The organism is Salipiger sp. PrR002 (genome assembly GCF_010500775.1).
Lineage (GTDB): Bacteria > Pseudomonadota > Alphaproteobacteria > Rhodobacterales > Rhodobacteraceae > Salipiger.
Window position 1 is genome coordinate 1 of the sequence record NZ_JAAGOU010000044.1, and the last position, 19,221, is coordinate 19,221.

General features: G+C 63.1%; 14 protein-coding genes and 1 tRNA gene. 10 read left to right on the forward strand and 5 right to left on the reverse strand.

The features are described 5' to 3' along the window. The first annotated feature begins 66 nt into the window (after positions 1-66). From G0A00_RS24190 to gghA, 3 genes are all read left to right on the forward strand, one after another. A tRNA-Met gene (locus G0A00_RS24190) sits at positions 67-143 on the forward strand. A gap of 334 nt (positions 144-477) precedes the next feature. Beyond that, a complete protein-coding gene (gene glgB, locus G0A00_RS24195; RefSeq protein WP_164184851.1) occupies positions 478-2,652 on the forward strand; it encodes a 1,4-alpha-glucan branching protein GlgB in 2,175 nt (724 codons plus the stop codon). A 49-nt stretch (positions 2,653-2,701) separates the two neighbouring features. Continuing rightward, the gene (gghA, locus tag G0A00_RS24200; protein WP_368667744.1) at positions 2,702-5,080 is read left to right on the forward strand and encodes a glucosylglycerol hydrolase; all 2,379 of its coding nucleotides are present in this window, start codon (positions 2,702-2,704) and stop codon (positions 5,078-5,080) included. Here gghA and G0A00_RS24205 read toward each other — a convergent pair. The 5 genes from G0A00_RS24205 to G0A00_RS24225 all read right to left on the reverse strand — a co-directional run bounded on the left by G0A00_RS24205 (position 5,037) and on the right by G0A00_RS24225 (position 10,610). Beyond that, entirely contained in the window at positions 5,037-5,546 is a 510-nt protein-coding gene (locus G0A00_RS24205; protein ID WP_164184850.1) for a hypothetical protein, read from the reverse strand. The two genes, gghA and G0A00_RS24205, sit on opposite strands and share 44 nt — an antisense overlap. Before the next feature lie 122 nt (positions 5,547-5,668). Then, on the reverse strand, positions 5,669-7,150 hold the full coding sequence (locus G0A00_RS24210) for a S8/S53 family peptidase (RefSeq protein ID WP_164184849.1): 1,482 nt from the start codon (positions 7,148-7,150) through the stop codon (positions 5,669-5,671). A 12-nt stretch (positions 7,151-7,162) separates the two neighbouring features. Beyond that, complete coding sequence (locus G0A00_RS24215; protein WP_164184848.1) at positions 7,163-8,071, reverse strand: phosphatase PAP2 family protein; 909 nt, start codon at positions 8,069-8,071, stop codon at positions 7,163-7,165. A 16-nt stretch (positions 8,072-8,087) separates the two neighbouring features. Next, on the reverse strand, positions 8,088-9,671 hold the full coding sequence (locus G0A00_RS24220; protein ID WP_164184847.1) for a hypothetical protein: 1,584 nt from the start codon (positions 9,669-9,671) through the stop codon (positions 8,088-8,090). 381 nt (positions 9,672-10,052) lie between these two features. After that, entirely contained in the window at positions 10,053-10,610 is a 558-nt protein-coding gene (locus G0A00_RS24225; protein WP_164184846.1) for a hypothetical protein, read from the reverse strand. A gap of 413 nt (positions 10,611-11,023) precedes the next feature. Between G0A00_RS24225 and secE the strand changes: the two genes are divergently transcribed. The 7 genes from secE (at position 11,024) to rpoB (ending at position 19,164) form a co-directional block, all read left to right on the forward strand. After that, positions 11,024-11,215 carry a preprotein translocase subunit SecE gene (secE, locus tag G0A00_RS24230; protein WP_066104015.1) on the forward strand — a complete coding sequence of 64 codons (192 nt, stop codon included), beginning with the start codon at positions 11,024-11,026 and terminating at the stop codon, positions 11,213-11,215. A gap of 290 nt (positions 11,216-11,505) precedes the next feature. Next, positions 11,506-12,039: a transcription termination/antitermination protein NusG gene (gene nusG / locus G0A00_RS24235; RefSeq protein WP_066104017.1), complete on the forward strand. Its 534-nt coding sequence runs from the start codon at positions 11,506-11,508 to the stop codon at positions 12,037-12,039. 123 nt (positions 12,040-12,162) lie between these two features. Continuing rightward, positions 12,163-12,612: a 50S ribosomal protein L11 gene (gene rplK / locus G0A00_RS24240; protein WP_066104020.1), complete on the forward strand. Its 450-nt coding sequence runs from the start codon at positions 12,163-12,165 to the stop codon at positions 12,610-12,612. Between the two features lies 1 nt (position 12,613). Further along, positions 12,614-13,312: a 50S ribosomal protein L1 gene (rplA, locus tag G0A00_RS24245; protein WP_164184845.1), complete on the forward strand. Its 699-nt coding sequence runs from the start codon at positions 12,614-12,616 to the stop codon at positions 13,310-13,312. Positions 13,313-13,807: 495 nt separating this feature from the next. Next, complete coding sequence (gene rplJ / locus G0A00_RS24250; RefSeq protein ID WP_066104027.1) at positions 13,808-14,320, forward strand: 50S ribosomal protein L10; 513 nt, start codon at positions 13,808-13,810, stop codon at positions 14,318-14,320. A gap of 74 nt (positions 14,321-14,394) precedes the next feature. Continuing rightward, positions 14,395-14,775, forward strand: a complete 381-nt coding sequence (gene rplL, locus G0A00_RS24255) for a 50S ribosomal protein L7/L12 (RefSeq protein WP_066104030.1) — start codon at positions 14,395-14,397, stop codon at positions 14,773-14,775. Positions 14,776-15,027: 252 nt separating this feature from the next. Beyond that, positions 15,028-19,164 (forward strand): DNA-directed RNA polymerase subunit beta, encoded by a 4,137-nt coding sequence (gene rpoB, locus G0A00_RS24260; RefSeq protein ID WP_164184852.1) that lies wholly within the window; start codon positions 15,028-15,030, stop codon positions 19,162-19,164. The last annotated feature ends 57 nt before the right edge of the window (positions 19,165-19,221 follow it).

A 19,221-nucleotide genomic window follows, 5' to 3' on the forward strand; every position in this document is an offset into this window, starting at 1 on the left:
AAACCTAGTAAAACCCACAATAAATCAACCAAACGTATCTCTCAAAACGATCTAAATCGACACTGTCGCGGGATGGAGCAGCCCGGTAGCTCGTCAGGCTCATAACCTGAAGGTCGTAGGTTCAAATCCTACTCCCGCAACCAGTCGACCCCATAAATCCAACCACCACAAGCAGCCAATCAGGCTGCTTTTTGTGTTTCTGCGGTCCTCACGACACTCAACGCCCAGTGGCGGTCTGCCGTCGAGTGCGCCAGAAACACCACGCTACCTCCTGCGGCTCGCCTAAAACGCGTGCAGCCACACGGCGTAACGCCAATATATTGGTCAGAAAACACCGCCCCCGAGCAGGCCGCCGCCTCTCTCGACGGATCGGGCCGCCCGTTTTTGACCGCGCGGGGGAATGCGTTAGGTCTAGGGGCACCTGCGCCGCCCTATGCGCGCGCGACCTGCAAAGCCGAGCAAGGGAGACCTTTCACCATGCAACTGGCCCAAGCACGCGCCATCGCCGAGGGAACGGCGGACGATCTTTTCTCCATGCTCGGGCCGCGTCCGGCGCGGGGCGGTGTGGCCATTTCGGTGTTCGCGCCCGGCGCGGACCGGATGTTTGCCATAGCGCCCGGCGGGACCGTAGAGCTTGAGCCTGTGCAGGGGGCCGAAGAGATTTTCACCGGCGAGATCGCGGGGCAGGGCGGCTATGTGCTGCGCAAGACCACGGCGGCGGGGGAGACCATCAGCTATCGGGATCCCTATAGCTTCGGCCCGGTGCTGGGCGATCTGGACGTGCATCTGATCGCCGAGGGCACGCATCGTCGTCTCTGGGAGGCGCTCGGCGCGCATGTGATGGAGCATGAAGGTGTGCAGGGCACGCATTTTGCCCTTTGGGCGCCGCACGCGCAGCGGGTTTCGGTGGTCGGGCCATTCAACGAATGGGATGGGCGACGCGACGTTCTGCGCAAACGCGGAAGCGGTCTGTGGGAGATCTTTCTGCCCGACTTGGGCGAGGGGACGCTCTACAAGTATGAGATCGTTGATGGTTCCGGTCAGGTGCTGCCGCTGAAGGCTGATCCGGTGGGCTTTGGTGGCCAGTTGCGGCCCGACAATGCCAGCGTGGTGCGGGATATCTCTGGCTACGGCTGGGACGACGGCGCTTGGATGGAGAGCCGTGCGGCACGGAACGCGCGGGAGGCGCCGATCTCGATCTATGAGGTGCACCTCGGTTCTTGGTGGCGCGATGGGACGCAGAACGATCGCCCGATTTCTTACAAGGAAGCGGCGGTCAAGCTGGTGGACTATGCGGCGGACATGGGCTTCACCCATATCGAGCTTCTGCCGGTGGCCGAACATCCTTTCGACGGCTCGTGGGGCTATCAGCCGACCGGGCTTTACGCGCCGACGGTGCGGCACGGGCCGCCGCATGAGTTCCGCGATCTGGTGGATGCGGCGCATCAGAAAGGTCTGGGTATTCTGCTCGACTGGGTGCCGGCGCATTTTCCGTCGGATGCGCATGGGCTGGCGAAGTTCGATGGCACGCCCCTTTATGAGTACGGTGATCCGCGCGAAGGCTTTCACCGCGACTGGAACACGCTGATCTATGATTTCGGCCGCCCCGGAGTGGCCAATTTCCTCATCGCCAATGCCAGCTACTGGGTGCAGGAATACCATGTGGACGGGCTGCGCGTGGATGCGGTGGCCTCGATGCTCTACCGCGACTATTCGCGCAATGATGGCGAGTGGGTGCCGAATAAGGACGGCGGTCGCGAGAATTACGAAGCGATCGATCTGCTGCGCCGGATGAATACCGAGGTCTATGGCGCGATGCCCGGCACGATGACCGTCGCCGAGGAGAGCACCGCCTATCCCAAAGTCTCGCGCCCGGTGGAGGATGGCGGACTTGGCTTTGGCTTCAAGTGGAACATGGGCTGGATGCACGACACGTTGAGCTATGTCGCGCTCGATCCGATCTATCGCCAGCATCACCATCATCAGGTGACCTTCGGGCTGACCTATGCCTTTTCCGAGAACTTCGTGCTCGCGCTGAGCCACGACGAGGTGGTGCATGGCAAAGGCTCTATGCTGGGCAAGATGCCGGGGGAGTCGGCCGAGAAATTCGCCAACCTGCGCGCATACTATGGGTTCATGTGGGGGCATCCCGGTAAGAAGCTGCTGTTCATGGGGCAGGAGTTCGCGCAATCGCGTGAGTGGGCCTTTGAGGGGCAATTGGACTGGGACCTGCTGGATCAGCCGCGCCACGCTGGAATGCAAAGCCTCGTGCGCGACCTCAACCGTCTCTACCGCGAGATGCCCGCGCTGCATCGCTACGACTGCCTGCCCGAGGGCTTTGAGTGGCTGGACGCCGATGCGGCCGAGCAAAACGTCTTTGCCTGGCTGCGCAAGGGGGCACCGGGGGATCCGCCGGTGGTGGTGGTTTGCAATTTCTCGGCTGTCGCGCAGGATGGCTTTGCCGTCGGGATGCCGAAGGGCGGGGCGTGGCGCGAGATTTTCAACAGCGATGCGACGGCCTATGGTGGGTCTGGCGTGGGCAACATGGGGCGCGTGCGTGCCGACCAGCCCGGCCTGAAGGGGCAGCCAGCCTCGGCCCGCATGATGCTGCCGCCCTTGTCGACGCTGATGTTCACTCCCGAAGACACCTGACCCGCATCAGGGCCCCAGACCCGGACCGCAAGACCACAGGAGACGCCACGTGTACGACCGCATGGACCCGCCCGCCTTCGACGCCGAAGCGACCGCCGAGCTCGCCGATTGGTGCGAGCGCATCCTCACCACCGCCGAGGACCGCTTCAGCGCCGGGCGCAGCATCGCGCGGCGTCTTGGAGCTCAGGTCGAAGGAGACCGGGTGGTCTTTGGCTTCTTCGTTCCTGAATTGCAGGACTGGAGCATCGCGGACGGCGACATCTTCATCGAGCTTTTGCGGCCCGAAGCGGGGGCCGAGCTTGATCTTGCGGTCTCGCACAGCGAGCTCGCCTTCGAGCGGGTGCTCTTGCCTGTGCAGCGCTGCGAGGCGTTCGCCTTCTGCGTGGCAAGCGGGGTGAAGGCGGGCACGCGCGAGGTGACCGGCGATTTCTATGCGCTGGTCTGGCGCGACGCGGATCACAATTACACCCGTATTCTCGACCCGCTGGCAATGTCGGTGCCCTACGGCGCCTTTGCGCCCGCCGAGGTCTATGACGTGGCCGCAATGCAGGAGGCGCGCACCGACAAGGGGTATTTCGAGGCCCTCAAAGGCGATGCGCCGCATAAGTTCACGCCGCCCACCAGCATCCTGCAACTGCATATCCCCACCGCCACTGCGGGCGGCACATTGGCCAGCCTGACCCGGCAGATTCAGCGTCTCGCCGAGCGTGTGGCTCATGGGCTGCCGCTTGAGCCGGCGGATGAGCTGTTCATGGGCTATGACGCGGTACAGCCGCTCCCGGTGGAGCCGACGACGGTTTATGAGGCCGGACCGCCCTTCTGGACCGAAGGCGCGGCAAGCGAAGAGCGGGTCGAGGCGACGCTGACCCGCCCCAACACCACCAACTGGGGTTACGACGTGGTGATCTCGGGCATGGCGACGGTGAACCCTGTGCTGCTGGAAACCGCGCGACCTGACGAGTTGGTCGATCTTGCCGCCGCGCTGCACAACTTTCCGGGCAAGCCCAAGAAGCTGATCCTCGACGTGGTGTTCGGGCATTCGGACAATCAGGGGCTTGATGTGCTGTCGAGCCATTATTTCGCCGGGCCCAACATGTACGGGCAGAACCTCGACTATCTGAACCCCTATGTGCGCGGCATCCTTCTGGAGATGCAGCGGCGCAAGGTGAACTTCGGCGCGGACGGCGTGCGGGTCGACGGCGCGCAGGATTTCAAATGGTGGGACTGGGCGGCGCAGACGCTGCGCCACGACGATGACTACCTTGCCGAGATGTCGGGGCTCGAACAGGAGGTGGCCGGGACCAGCTACCAGCCGTGGTTCGTCTTTGAGGATGGCCGTCCGTGGCCCGACGAGGACTGGGAGCTGAGCTCGACCTACCGCGCGGTGATCGAGAACCAGACCCATGATCCGGACGTGTTCCAATGGGGGCCGCTGACCTTCGCCCACAACACGCCGTTCATCTACACGTTCTGGCTGTCGAAATACTGGCGCATCAAAGAGATCCTCGCGCATGGTGCCAATTGGATCTCGGGTACGGCCAACCACGACACGCTGCGCCGGGGCACGCAGGTGAACCCCAAGCTCAACATCAACACCCGGCTTGGCGACACCAAGATGGAGATCCTCGACAAGGCCTATGACAACCCAGCGGTGTCGATCCTGACCTATGCGGTGTTCCCTGGCGTGCCGATGGATTTCCTCAACGCCACGGCGCGCGCCAGTTGGGGGTTCATCCGCAATCAGGATGACAAATACGGGGTGAAGGTCGTGGCCGAAGAGGCGATCAGCCTCAAATGGCAGGTCGACAGTTACAGCTATTCGATCCCCGGCAACTTCCGGCGGCTGAAGGAACTGGGCTTTGAGACCCGCGAGGATCTGGCGCGGTTCTTCGAGTTCCTGCCGGCGCTGGTCGAGGTGACCGAATACGATCTCAACACGATTGCTGCGCTGCTCAACGCGGTCGAGCCGCCGCTGGCCGGACCGGATCGGTTCACCGTGGGGCTGCTCAAGCAGATCGCCTGCGCGTGGATGGACGACATGCACGAATACTGCAACGTCTCGCATTATTTGTCGTATCTCGATCCGAACCAGACCGGCTTTATGCGCAAATTGCGCGATTTCCGGCAGTCGAACCCGTGGCTGCGCGGCAATTTCGGTGAGGCCGATCAGTTCCGCTATCTCGAGCCGCTCGACGGGCGCACCGTTTTTGCCGCGCTGCGCAACGGCCCCGAGGGGCGCAAGGTGTTCGCCGTTTGCCACATGGAAGGCCGCGAAACCGACGAGATCGAGCCGCTGAAACTGCTGCCGGAAGCCGAGCGCGGGCGTGACTGGCGGCTGGTGCTGCGCAGCCCCGGCATTGGTGATGACTACCTTGGCGGGCCGATCACCCTGCGGGATTCGATGGGGCTGGTGTTCGAGGCGGTGTAAGCGCCTCGGGCCCCGCCAGCGACAGGGTGTCGGCAGGCGTGCATCTGCGCCACTCGCCGATCCCCAGCTTGATCTCTTCGGCGACCCGGTCGATGGCCTGATCGACCAGTTTCTCGGGGCTCGAGATCAGCCCGTCGATGCGCTGTGCCGCGGTGTCGAGCCGGCCTTCCAGCTTGTCGAGCCGCGCGGTGATCCGCTGTGCCGCGTCTGATGTCAGATCCGAACTGTCTTCGCGCAAGGCCCCCAGATCGCTCCGCAGCCCGCTCACCTCCGAGGTCATCTCGCCGATCTCGGCGCGCAACGGGTCGAGCGAGACGAGATTACGCGCGAAACTGTCGGTGATCTCCTGCGCGCGGTTGGTCAGCTGCAGGGCGAGGAACAGGCATAGGGCCAGTAGGATCAGCGTGGCATTGAACACCGCGAGGATCAGGTTCCAGATCGTTCTGCCGAAGCTCCGGTCGCGCATGAGATACCTTCCATTTGCCGAGATTGCGTCAGCCTAGGCAGCGCCGGATGATCTTGCAATCATGGCGGGAACCGCTCCCTTGGGCCGCTGCGCCCCTCTGTGCCCATGCCGTCTAATGCCGTCTAGATGTTTGCCCAGTTCAGTTTGGGCTCTGCGGCGTCATCATTGGTGGGAGCCATTGTGCCGCGCAGCTTTTGCTTGGCCGCCACGCCGTCGCCTCGCGCGATCTTTCCCGCGCTCATCGCCAGTGCCAGCATCCCCGCCGCGATTGCGGTTGCCGCCGAGGTTCCGCTGAACCGGCAGTAGTACGACCGGTAGTCGGGCAATGTGTCCTCGGAGGGCAGAATCTCGGGGAAGGGGCTGCCGTTATAGCCTGCGGCGCCTGGTACATCGGTGCTGATCACATCGAGCGGAGAGTAGGTCTCGCCATCTTCCAGATAGCTGGGCGAGTGGGTGTTGGCATAGAAGTCCGGAGCCATCTGGTCGAGCCGCACGCTCTGCTGGTCCAGCCGCTCGCTGTCGCCGCTCGGCGCGTAGAGCGTGATCGGAACGCTCGCCGAGCCGGTGTTGGAATAGCCCGCCCGCAGGCCCTCGCTGGTGTGGGCACCGACTAGGATGATGCCATTGTCGTCAGCCGCCAGAGAGCCGGGATAAAGCCGGGTGCCGTCGCCGCCATTGCCACTGGCGCACAGGATCGGCCGCCTAAGCGACATCTGCGGCACCAGATCATGCAGCGCGGCCCAGAGTGCGGCCTCCTGCTTTGAGTAGCTCACCGGGTAGGTCTTGCGCAGAAGGTGCCGCTCGCGGGGCGCGCTGGTGCCATCGCTGGTCGCGGGAAGGTCTGTCACAGGGCTGCGCCACGGATCGGGGAAGTCGCGGGCCAGCACGATCAGATCGGCATCGATCAGATGCGCATAGAGCATCGCGGCGAGGAACTGTTCGGGGTCGGGATCGAAGCTGGTCGAGATCGGAACGATCTCGCAGGTCGGATCGACGCCGATATATGGCAGGCCGTGGCCCGCAAGCGGGCTGTCCACCTGCAGATCGGGTCCGTTCGGTAGAGGCCGAAGGTGCGTGCCGACAAGGTTCACGTCCTCGGCGGCAACGGGGCGCGCGCCGATCAGCCCAGCCATGGCGGTGCCATGCCCCGAGAAGGCGGCGGAGGTGGCGGGAAAGATGCGCTGGCTGGTGTCGGTTGCTGACTGCGCAGCAGTGTATTCCGCCGCCATATGCGCCGTCATCTCATCCATAAGCGCCTGCGCGGTGGCATTGCCGACGGGCGTGGCGGCGGCCAGCAGGGTTTGCAGCCGAGAGCCCGCAGGATCGGGAAAGGTGCCGAGCCGGTTCGAGAAGAAATCCACCGCGAGATCCCAGGCGATGGCCCCTTCGAGGTTGGGGTGGGACGGGGCGACCGAGACGTCGATCAGCGCAACGCGGATGGGCTCGTCGCCCTGGTCGATGCGATCTTCTGCCGCGTCCCATGCGCTGCTGTCAAAGCCGTCTGGGGCGTCCATGAGGCCCAGCGTGAAGAGATGCCAAAGCGCGTGGTAGCCATCGTAGCGGCCCGAGCCACGGGTGCTTGCGGGCGGGGTGATGCGTGCCATGATCCTACCTCCTCAGAGCCACTCGGCGCGGGCGCGCAGCATTTGCTCTTCCAGCACCACCTCGAACACCGGCGTCAGCATCCGCGCGAGATCATGCCCGGCCTTGGTGTCGGCGGGGTAGTGGATGCCCGCCCATTCGCGGTTCTCGGCGATGCGTCGGGCGCTGCGGAACAGTTCTACGATGCCCGGATGCTCGGGCAGCACGCGGCTGAAAACGAAGGCGATCGAGAACGACTGCAGCGAATGGTTCGATGGCCATGAGGCATGCGCGGGCACCGGGATATAGGGCCGCAGACGTGGCTCGATGGCACTGGGGCGCGGCACGTTGAAGCGCTCCTTGTAGCGCATGCCCACCTCCTCGGCGAGGCGGGCCACCATCAGGAAGAGGGCCACCGTGTGGTCATAGCCCGACAGGTTCTCGATCCCCAGTGGCCGCAGGTAGCCCGACAGCTCCAGTTCGGCCTCGCGCAGGATCTCGTCCTTGCGTCCCCGGTGCGCGTCGGTGTCGCGCAGCACCTGCTTGTCGAAGAGCTCCAGCGTCTGGGCGTGGAAAACCGAGAGGGCAGGGGGCAGGCCGATCGGCAGGTCGATCCAATAGTCGCGCAATTGGTGCAGCCGCTCGATCTCGCGCCACGGCAGCAGGATGTCCCCGTATTCGTAAGAGGCGCTGCCGCCCTCGACGTTGGTGCGGTTCCTGTTGCGGTTGCGATTTCGGTTCCTGTTGCGATTGCGGTTGCGGTTCCTGTTGCGGTTCCGGTTCAGAACCGCCGAAGCGCCGCCGCTGCCCGCGGCATTGGCCCCAAGAACCGCCGCGCCGCCAGCCACCAGTCCCGGCGGAGCTGCGGCGGGGGCACTCAACTCAAAGCTGTCACCGACCGCAAGCAGCCAACTGTTGCGAAGTGTCTCTCCAAATATAGACATGTCCCTCTCCCGATCTTTAGCAAATCGCTTTTTTCAAACCCGCGGACAAAATGAGACGTCCGTTTTCATCATTCACCGCCATGCGATTCCGGTCCACCCAGCTGGGCGAGAAATCCGGGTCCATCTCGCGGATGCGCCCGATGAGGACGCGCGCCTCGTCGAGCTTTCCCAGATGCGCGAGGCTGATGGCAGTGTAGCGCAGCGCCGCGCCGAAGCGGGGCCGCCGCGCCAGAATGCGCTGGCCCAGTTCCGCCGCGCTGTCGAAGCGCGCCTCAAGCGTGTCGATCATGCAGCGCGTCTGCTCATAGGTGAAGGCGAGCGGGCTGCAGTGTCCCAGCGCCTCGGCCCGGCGCGAGGCGGTGGAGGCCAGATCGTAGCGCGCGGTGTAAAGCGCGTGCAGCGCGAGGTGGTCCCAACTGATCGCCATATAGGGATTGATCTCGACCGCCCGCTTCAGCAGCAACTCGGCGCCCAGCATGTCGTGCAGCACATAGGCCTTGGCGTGGCCGGCCAGCGCCATGGCGACGCCATTCCACGGCTGTTCGGCCTCGACGCGGGCGACCAGATCGGCGGTTTCCTCGGCCACCTGCGGCGAGAAGCTCTGCCAATGCTCGCCCACGGTGAAGGTATTCAGATAGGCGAGAATGCTGAGGTAGGTGGTGTTTCGGGTGATGCCATAGGCGTGCTGCAACTCACCCTTGAGCGCGTCGAGCGCGCCATGGTCGAGGCGGAACATCTCGACGATGGCATGGAACGGGGAGATCACCGCATCGCGCCGCAGCCCGTGCGGCGAGGTCAGCGTATGGCAGATGCGGTCCATGGCCTCGCCGACGAAGCGGGCGAGCGCGGGGCTTTCGACGCTCATCTGGGCTTTGTCGATCGGATTCGACGAGAGCGACCAGAGCAGACTGTTGTTGCCGCCGTGAAACGCCTGAAGCCGAAGACCCGCGCTGTTGCCAAAGCAACTGCTGCTCATCCGCAGAAGGATGTCCGGGCGATTGTGCAGGCTGTCGCTGGGCACGGTTCCGGGCAGGGTCTCGCGAAAGTCGTTGATCGTCGTCGGCACGAGGTGCTGCACGCCGAAGATCAGCTGTTCGAGCAGCGTGTCGGCCTGAAACCGCAGCATGCTGTCTGCGGGCTGGCTGGCACTGGGCAGAAGTCCGATCACCGCGCCGCGATGGGGCGCGGGGTCTTTGGGGGGCGCAGGCGCGGCTGCCTCTGCCGTTGGGGCCTCCAGCAGACGCTCGCGCCAATGGCTGCGCTGAACCCGCAGCCAATCCTCGAATTCGTCATCCGCCGAGCGTAGGTCGAGCCCTTCGAGCAGTTCGGGAACCGCAGCACCGTAGCGCTCGCGCAGGCGGGCCATTTCGTCTGGCTGGTCCAAGGCAAGCACGTCGATCCACAGATTTTCGGTCTGCAGGGTGATGCTGGCGCTGTCGGAGAGCAGCAGCCCCTCGCCTCCGGCCTTGGCGAGATCGCGGCGCAGCGCATAAAGCGCGCTGCGCAGGCTTTGCGAGGCAAAATGCGCCTCTTTGTTGGACCACATCAGGCTCTGCAAGCGGCTGCGCCGGATGGTGCCCCGCGGCGCGAGCGCCAGCATGGCCAGCACCGCCTGCGCGGGTTGGCTTTGCGGCGTGCAATCACGGCCCTCGCGATCCTGAAGACACAGGGGCCCGAGAAGGTGCAGCCGAATAGACGTATACTGTTCAATCAAAGGTCTCAAATGCGGCCGCTTTTTACAAAACTTGCAGACAATCTTGCGGCGCATCATGCGCCACGATTGTCCGCGCAGTCAGCAAAAATCACCGAAGTTCAATGCAGATGGGGCTTCTGCTGTGCTTCATGAGGCGGTGTTGCACTCGGAAATCGACGTTAAACCTGAGGTAGAACGCGAAGGGCCGCACCGGGGATGTCCGGTGCGGCCCTTGTGGCCATGCGGAGGCGACCGAGATCACCTACCGCATATTGTTATGTAGTCGCCTTACGACACAACATCCATGATGCGGCCTTTGAGCTGCGCGTCGTTCTCATCGGTGTAGATGAGGGCGCGGATCTGGCTCACCTGCTCGGCGGTCAGAACGGTCAGATCTGCGTCGGGCGCGAGGGTCTCGACGCGCGACACTTCTGCCGGGGTTAGCGCCGGGGTGGCGTCATCGGCGAGGGCCATGAGCTGGGCCTTCACATCGTCATCGGTGTCGGCACCGTTGATGATCGCCAGAGCGTCGGCGCGCTGCTGACCGGTCATCATCATCACCGTTTCGGCGGGCAGATATTCTTCGATCTGAGCCATCTGCTCGGTCGAGAAGGTCATCGGCTCGTCGTCGCGCATGGCGATGGCTTCGATCTTCTCGCCCTTGTGGATGTCCGAGTCGCCGCTGTTGGCGATGGCGAAGGCTTCGATGACCTGCTGGTCGCTCAGCATCTCGACATTGACGTCGGGCGCATACTGGTTGATCAGGTTGGACTGCTCTTCCGTTGCGGCAAGCGCGCCGGTGGCAAGAACCGAAGAGAGGGCGGTAATGGTAAGAATGCGTTTCATCGTATAGTCCTCCATAAAGAGTTTCTCGTAGCGGGTGGCGGGTCATCGCCTTTTCGCTTCTGGCCACCCAACCCCGCCGGGCGGACAAGCGTTCCGTCGCTGAGGGGGCGAAAATTTCCGTGTAATTTCCGTTATCTGACTTGATTGGCGGGCTGGGCAGAGCGAGGCGCGCGCGAACGCAGTGGCATCAAGACAGTTCCGTCACGTTCGGCCCTGTGCGTTCAGGAGTTTGTCATCAGAGGCTTCGCGTCGCGGCGACCAAACCGCCACTCTCGCTGCCTGAAGCTGCGCAGGTCATCTGCAGTCCTATGCCGTATCCACAAGAAGCCCCGCGAGCGGGACTCTGCTTGTCACACGCGGCGACCGGGCGTATACGACCCGCCAACCGAGGATTTCCCGCAAGGCAGACCTGCATGACCAACCCGCTCCAGTTCATCCAGCAGACGCGGTCCGAGATCGGCAAGATCGCCTGGCCGACCCGTCGCGAAGTGGTGCTGACCACGATCACCGTCTTTGTCATGGCGACGCTGACCGCGATCTTTTTCGCGCTGGTCGACATCCTGATCCGCACGGGTCTGCAAGGCCTGCTGTCCTTCTTCGGCTGAGCCGGGGCAGGGGGCGCTGCCCCCGTCCGCATCCGCGGACTCCCCCGGGATATTTCAGCCAAGAGGAAGCGCCTTTATGGCGCAGGGGGCTTGCCGGAGGGCAGCCCTTGAAATCGGCGCCCGGTGGCGGTAGTGCACGACCAACTTACCCAGAGCGGGCGTGCAGCGATTCGGTTGCACGCCGGTTTTCTTTTGGGGCGCGGCGCATCCGCGACGAACCTGCAGCACGCCTTCGGGCGCGCATCTGAACAGGCCGCTGGCAAGGTGGCCGAGAAACGAAGAGGGGCCCGATGGCGAAGCGGTGGTATTCGGTGAGCGTTCTGTCGAACTTCGAGAAGAAGATCGCGGAGCAGATCCGTCAGGCGGTGGCCGAGCAGGCGCTTGAGGACCAGATCGACGAGGTTCTCGTGCCGACCGAGGAGGTCATCGAGATCCGCCGCGGCAAGAAGGTCACGACCGAGCGCCGCTTCATGCCGGGCTATGTGCTCGTGCACATGGAAATGTCTGATCAGGGCTATCACCTGGTCAACTCGATCAACCGGGTCACCGGTTTCCTTGGTCCGCAGGGCCGCCCGATGCCGATGCGCGACGCCGAAGTTCAGGCGATCCTCGGCCGGGTTCAGGAAGGCGAAGAAGCGCCCCGCACGCTCATCCATTTCGAGGTGGGCGAGAAGGTCAAGGTCAACGACGGTCCCTTCGAGGGCTTCGACGGCATGGTCGAGGGCGTGGACGACGACAACCAGCGCCTGCGCGTGTCGGTGTCGATCTTTGGCCGGGAAACCCCGGTCGAGCTAGAATTCACTCAGGTCTCGAAGCAGGGCTGAGCGTCTCGGCGGGGGTGACCCCGCCAACAGGTGGGAGGCGAGGGCAGCGCGCTGTCTGAACCAGACCACACCATAGAACGCTTGGCGGACGCGTCCGTCGGGCATGGAAAAAGGAGAGGCCAGATGGCCAAGAAACTTGCTGGCAAGATGAAGCTGCAGATCCCTGCAGGCAAAGCCAACCCGTCGCCGCCCGTGGGCCCGGCACTGGGTCAGCGCGGCATCAACATCATGGAATTCTGCAAGGCGTTCAACGCCAAGACGCAGGACATGGAAGTTGGCGCACCCTGCCCGACCGAGATCACCTACTATCAGGACAAGTCCTTCACCATGGACATCAAGACGCCCCCCGCGTCTTATTACCTGAAGAAGGCTGCCGGCCTGAAGCCCGTTGGCAAGCGTAACCGTCCCCGTGGTGCCGAGAACCCCGGCCGCGAGACCGTTGCGACCGTCACCGTCGCTCAGGTGCGCGAGATCGCCGAAGCGAAGATGAAGGACCTGTCGGCGAACGACGTCGAGCAGGCAATGCAGATCATCCTTGGCTCGGCCAAGTCGATGGGCATCGAGGTTAAGTAAGATGGCAAAACTCGGAAAACGCACCCGCGCCGCCCGTGAAGCCTTTGCCGGCAAAGAAGACGTGACCGTTGAAGAAGCGGTCGCTCTGATCAAGGCAAACGCCTCGGCCAAGTTCGACGAAACCGTCGAGATCGCGATGAACCTCGGTGTTGACCCGCGTCACGCAGACCAGATGGTCCGCGGCGTTGTCGGCCTGCCCAACGGCACCGGCAAAACCGTGCGCGTCGCAGTCTTTGCACGTGGCCCGAAAGCTGAAGAAGCTCAGGCCGCTGGCGCAGACATCGTGGGCGCCGAAGACCTGATGGAAACCATTCAGGGCGGCACCATCGATTTCGATCGCTGCATCGCGACCCCGGACATGATGCCGATCGTCGGCCGTCTGGGCAAAGTGCTCGGCCCGCGCAACCTGATGCCGAACCCGAAGGTCGGCACCGTGACCATGGACGTCGCTCAGGCGGTCAAGGACGCGAAAGGTGGCCAGGTTCAGTTCAAGGTGGAAAAAGCTGGCGTGATCCACGCCGGTGTTGGCAAAGCGTCCTTCGACGAAGCCAAGCTCGCCGAGAACATCCGTGCCTTCGTTAGCGCGGTCGCCAAGGCGAAGCCGACCGGTGCAAAAGGCACCTACGTTCAGAAGATCTCGCTCAGCTCGACCATGGGCCCGGGCGTGTCGGTTGACGTGACCTCGGCCAACGTCGAGTGATCTGACCCGATCTGATTACGAAGGCCCCGCCGGAAACGGTGGGGCCTTTTGCATTTGGGCGCGGTGTTAGCTTCGCCCGTCGCAAAGCCCTTGCGAGGCAGGGGAGGCGGCGCAGTGAGGCGCGAATTACCAGCCGCGGCGCTGGTTCGCATCTTCGACACCTGCGTGATTGCATCTTGCGGAACCGGTGGTAGACTGCGCGTCTCCGCATTTGGGGCGATCCGCCCTTGGCAAGGGGCGTAAAACCCGGTAAGCGGAGCAGACGAGGGCAGCGCACGATTCGTGGCGGCCCTCGATTTCGTCCGAGACGGTGGGTGAGCGGCGGATCGTTGATCTGTTTTCTCTTAAATCCTGCCTGAGACGGGAAGAGACATAACGTTCCGGGCCTTGTGTTCCGGTGGCGCGATGTGACGACCCGATCGGACCTTGAGGCCGGGGAGACCCGGCAGAACGAGCCGGAGGGGTCGAATCCCCTCCATAACTTGGAGTGAAACTGTGGATAGAGCCCAGAAAGAGAAAGTGGTCGAGGAACTCGGCCAGATCTTTGAAAGCTCTGGCGTCGTGGTGGTTAGCCGCTACGAAGGTCTCACGGTTGCCGAGATGACGGATCTTCGTGCCCGCGCCCGCGCGGCTGACACGTCGGTTCGCGTCGCCAAGAACAGGCTCGCCAAGATCGCTCTCAAGGGCTCGGAATGCGAAAGCATTTCGGAATACCTCGAGGGCATGACCGTTCTGACCTACTCCGAAGACCCCGTGGCAGCTGCCAAGGTGGTTGAGGACTTCGCCAAGGCAAACTCGAAGTTCGAGATCCTCGGCGGCGCAATGGGCGGAACGGCTCTGGACCGGGCCGGTGTTGAGGCCGTGTCGAAAATGCCGTCGCGCGATGAGCTTATTGCTTCCATCGTCGGCTGCATCGGCGCGCCTGCTTCGAACATCGCCGGTGCAATTGGCGCACCTGCATCGAACATCGCCTCGATTCTCTCGACCATCGAAGAGAAAGCGGCGTAACGGCATCCCACCAGATCTTCGTGGGGTTGAAGACCCGCACGTTGGAACACATCTAGCTAGACGGAATACGTAAAATGGCTGATCTTAAAGCACTTGCAGAGCAAATCGTCGGTCTGACGCTGCTCGAAGCACAAGAACTGAAAACCATCCTCAAGGACGAGTACGGCATCGAGCCCGCAGCAGGCGGCGCAGTGATGATGGCTGGTCCGGCAGCTGGCGGCGACGCAGCAGCTGAGGAAGAAAAGACCGAATTCGACGTGATCCTCAAGTCGGCAGGCGACAAGAAGATCAACGTGATCAAAGAAGTCCGCGGCATCACCGGCCTGGGCCTGAAAGAAGCCAAAGAGCTGGTTGAAGCCGGCGGCAAGGCTGTCAAAGAAGGCGTCTCCAAGGACGAAGCCGAAGAGATCAAGAAGAAGCTCGAAGAAGCAGGCGCGGAAATCGAGCTCAAGTAATTGCTGTCCGGGTCTGCCCGGAGCAATTGAGACTACAGGCTGGATCCGGAGTTTTCCGGGTCCAGCCGAACCCGTCTCAGAGAGGCCCCTTCTGCCGAAGGGCCGGGGCCTCTCTCAGGCGAGTTCCAGGATCGGGAGGCCTCTGGTGGGACAGAGGCCAGGAATGGATCGGAACACTGCCGTCTCGGATGGATGTGCTGCTGGTGCCCGACAGCATGCGCGTCCAGTGAGAAGCGAAAGGTGAACAGACCTATGGCGCAAAGCTTTCTTGGCCAGAAACGTCTCCGCAGATATTACGGTAAAATTCGCGAGGTTCTGGAGATGCCGAACCTCATCGAGGTTCAGAAAAGCTCCTACGAACTCTTCCTGAAATCCGGCGACCAGCTGCAGCCCACCGACGGTGAAGGCATCAAGGGCGTCTTCCAGTCGGTCTTCCCGATCAAGGATTTCAACGAGACCGCCGTTCTCGAGTTCGTCAACTACGAACTGGAAAAGCCCAAGTACGACGTCGAAGAGTGCATGCAGCGCGACATGACCTACAGCGCTCCGCTGAAGGTGACCCTGCGCCTCATCGTGTTTGATATCGACGAAGACACCGGTGCGAAGTCCGTCAAGGACATCAAGGAACAAGACGTCTTCATGGGCGACATGCCCCTGATGACCCCGAACGGTACGTTCATCGTGAACGGCACCGAACGCGTGATCGTGTCCCAGATGCACCGCTCGCCGGGCGTCTTCTTCGACCATGACAAAGGCAAGACCCACAGCTCGGGCAAGCTGCTCTTCGCCTGCCGCATCATTCCCTACCGCGGCTCCTGGCTCGACTTCGAATTCGACGCCAAGGACATCGTCTTTGCACGTATCGACCGCCGCCGGAAACTTCCGGTCACGACCCTGCTTTACGCACTGGGCCTTGGCCAAGAAGAGATCATGGATGCCTACTACGACACCGTGACCTACACGCTGCGTCGTGGCGAAGGCTGGGTGACGAAGTTCTTCCCCGAGCGGGTGCGCGGCACGCGCCCGACCCACGACCTCGTGGATGCGGACACCGGCGAGATCATCGCCGAGGCCACCAAGAAGGTGACCCCGCGCGCGGTGAAGAAGCTGATCGACGAAGGCAAGGTGAAGAACCTGCTGCTGCCGTTCGAGCAGATCGTCGGCAAATTCGTCGCCAAGGACATCATCAACGAAGAAACCGGCGCGATCTACGTCGAAGCCGGCGATGAGCTGACCTGGGAAGTCGACAAAGACGGCGACGTCACCGGCGGCACCCTGAAAGAGCTGGTCGACGCGGGCGTCACCGAGATCCCCGTTCTCGACATCGACAACATCACCGTCGGCGCCTACATGCGCAACACGATGGCGCAAGACAAGAACATGGACCGCAACAGCGCGCTCATGGACATCTACCGCGTCATGCGTCCGGGTGAGCCGCCGACCGTCGAGGCCGCTTCGGCCCTCTTCGACACGCTGTTCTTCGATAGCGAGCGCTACGACCTCTCGGCCGTTGGTCGCGTGAAGATGAACATGCGTCTGGCCCTCGACAAGCCGGACACCCAGCGCACGCTGGACCGTGACGATATCGTCAAGTGCATCAAGGCGCTGGTCGAACTGCGTGATGGCCGTGGCGAAGTGGACGACATCGACCACCTCGGCAACCGTCGCGTCCGTTCCGTTGGCGAGCTGATGGAAAACCAGTACCGCGTGGGCCTGCTCCGCATGGAGCGCGCGATCAAAGAGCGTATGTCGTCGGTCGAGATCGACACCGTCATGCCGCAGGACCTGATCAACGCGAAGCCTGCCGCGGCTGCCGTGCGCGAATTCTTCGGCTCCTCGCAGCTGTCGCAGTTCATGGACCAGACCAACCCGCTGTCGGAAGTGACGCACAAGCGTCGCCTGTCGGCCCTCGGGCCGGGCGGTCTGACCCGCGAACGCGCTGGCTTTGAGGTGCGCGACGTGCACCCGACCCACTACGGCCGGATGTGCCCGATTGAGACGCCGGAAGGCCCGAACATCGGTCTGATCAACTCGCTGGCCACCTTTGCCCGCGTCAACAAGTACGGCTTCATCGAAACCCCGTATCGTAAAGTTATCGATGCGAAGGTGACCGACGAAGTTCAGTACATGTCGGCGACCGAAGAGATGCGTCACACCGTGGCGCAGGCCAACGCGACGCTGGATGAAGACGGCAAGTTCATCAACGACCTCGTGTCGACCCGCCAGTCGGGCGACTACACGCTCGCGCCGCGCGAAAGCGTCGACCTGATCGACGTCTCGCCGAAGCAGCTGGTCTCGGTTGGTGCCTCGCTCATCCCGTTCCTCGAAAACGACGACGCCAACCGCGCACTGATGGGCGCGAACATGCAGCGTCAGGCCGTGCCCGTTCTGAAATCCGAGGCGCCGCTGGTCGGCACCGGGATCGAGGAAGTCGTGGCGCGCGACTCTGGCGCGGCGATCATGGCCAAGCGCGGCGGGATCATCGACCAGGTCGATGCGCAGCGTATCGTGATCCGTGCGACCGATGGTCTCGAGCCGGGCGATCCGGGCGTGGACATCTACCGCATGCGCAAGTTCCAGCGCTCGAACCAGAACACCTGCATCAACCAGCGTCCGCTGGTGAAAGTGGGTGACAAGGTCGGCAAAGGTGAAGTGATTGCAGACGGCCCGTCCACCGACATCGGTGAACTGGCGCTCGGCAAGAACATCATCGTCGCCTTCATGCCCTGGAACGGCTACAACTACGAAGACTCGATCCTGATCTCCGAGCGCATCGCGCGTGACGACGTCTATACCTCGATCCACATCGAGGAATTCGAAGTTGCCGCCCGCGACACCAAGCTTGGGCCGGAAGAGATCACCCGCGACATTCCCAACGTCGGCGAGGAAGCCCTGCGCAACCTCGACGAAGCCGGTATCGTGTATATCGGTGCGGACGTGGAGCCGGGCGACATTCTTGTCGGCAAGATCACTCCGAAGGGCGAAAGCCCGATGACGCCGGAAGAAAAACTCCTCCGCGCCATCTTCGGTGAGAAAGCCTCGGACGTGCGTGACACCTCGCTGCGCGTGAAGCCGGGCGACTACGGCACCGTCGTGGAAGTTCGCGTCTTCAACCGCCATGGCGTGGAAAAAGACGAACGTGCGCTGCAGATCGAGCGTGAGGAAGTCGAACGTCTGGCCCGTGACCGGGACGACGAGCTCGCCATTCTCGACCGCAACATCTATGCCCGTCTCAAGGACCTCGTCCTGGGCAAGACCGCGGTGAAGGGTCCGAAGGGCGTGCGCCCGAATTCGGAGATCAACGAAGAGCTTCTCGAAAGCCTGAGCCGCGGCCAGTGGTGGCAGCTTGCTCTCGCCGAGGAAGCAGACGCGCAGATCGTCGAGGCCCTGCACGAGCAGTACGAGGCGCAGAAGCGCGCGCTCGACGCCCGTTTCGAGGACAAGGTCGAGAAAGTCCGTCGTGGCGACGACCTGCCGCCGGGTGTGATGAAGATGGTCAAAGTCTTCGTCGCGGTGAAGCGCAAGCTGCAGCCGGGCGACAAGATGGCTGGCCGTCACGGCAACAAAGGTGTTGTGTCGCGCGTGGTTCCGATTGAGGACATGCCGTTCCTTGCGGATGGTACCCCGGTCGACTTCTGCCTCAACCCGCTGGGCGTGCCGTCGCGTATGAACGTCGGTCAGATTCTTGAAACCCACATGGGTTGGGCTGCGCGCGCTCTGGGCAACCAGATCGACGAGGGCCTGCAGGAATACCGCCGTTCCGGTGACATCACCCCGGTTCGCGAGGCGATGCGTCACGCGTATGGTGCCGAGGTCTACGCCGAGGGCATCGAGGGCATGGAAGAGGAGCAGCTTCTTGAAGCGGCCTCCAACGCCACCCGCGGTGTGCCGATCGCGACGCCGGTCTTCGACGGCGCCAAGGAAGCCGACGTGAACGACGCGCTGCAGCGCGCGGGCATCAACCAGTCCGGTCAGTCGGTGCTGTTCGATGGCCGCACCGGCGATCAGTTCGCACGTGAGGTGACGGTGGGCGTGAAATACATGCTCAAGCTGCACCACCTTGTCGACGACAAGATCCACGCGCGTTCCACCGGCCCGTACTCGCTCGTCACGCAGCAGCCGCTGGGTGGTAAGGCGCAGTTCGGTGGCCAGCGTTTCGGGGAGATGGAGGTCTGGGCTCTGGAAGCCTATGGCGCCGCCTACACCCTGCAGGAAATGCTGACCGTGAAGTCGGACGACGTGGCAGGCCGGACCAAGGTCTACGAAAGCATCGTCAAGGGCGAGGACAACTACGAGGCGGGCGTTCCCGAGAGCTTCAACGTTCTCGTGAAAGAAGTCCGCGGCCTCGGCCTGAACATGGAACTCCTGGACGCGGAGGACGAGGAATAACGGCCCTTCCAGCCACCGCGCGGGGCACCGGTCCCGCGCGGCTCCTCTCTCCAAGCC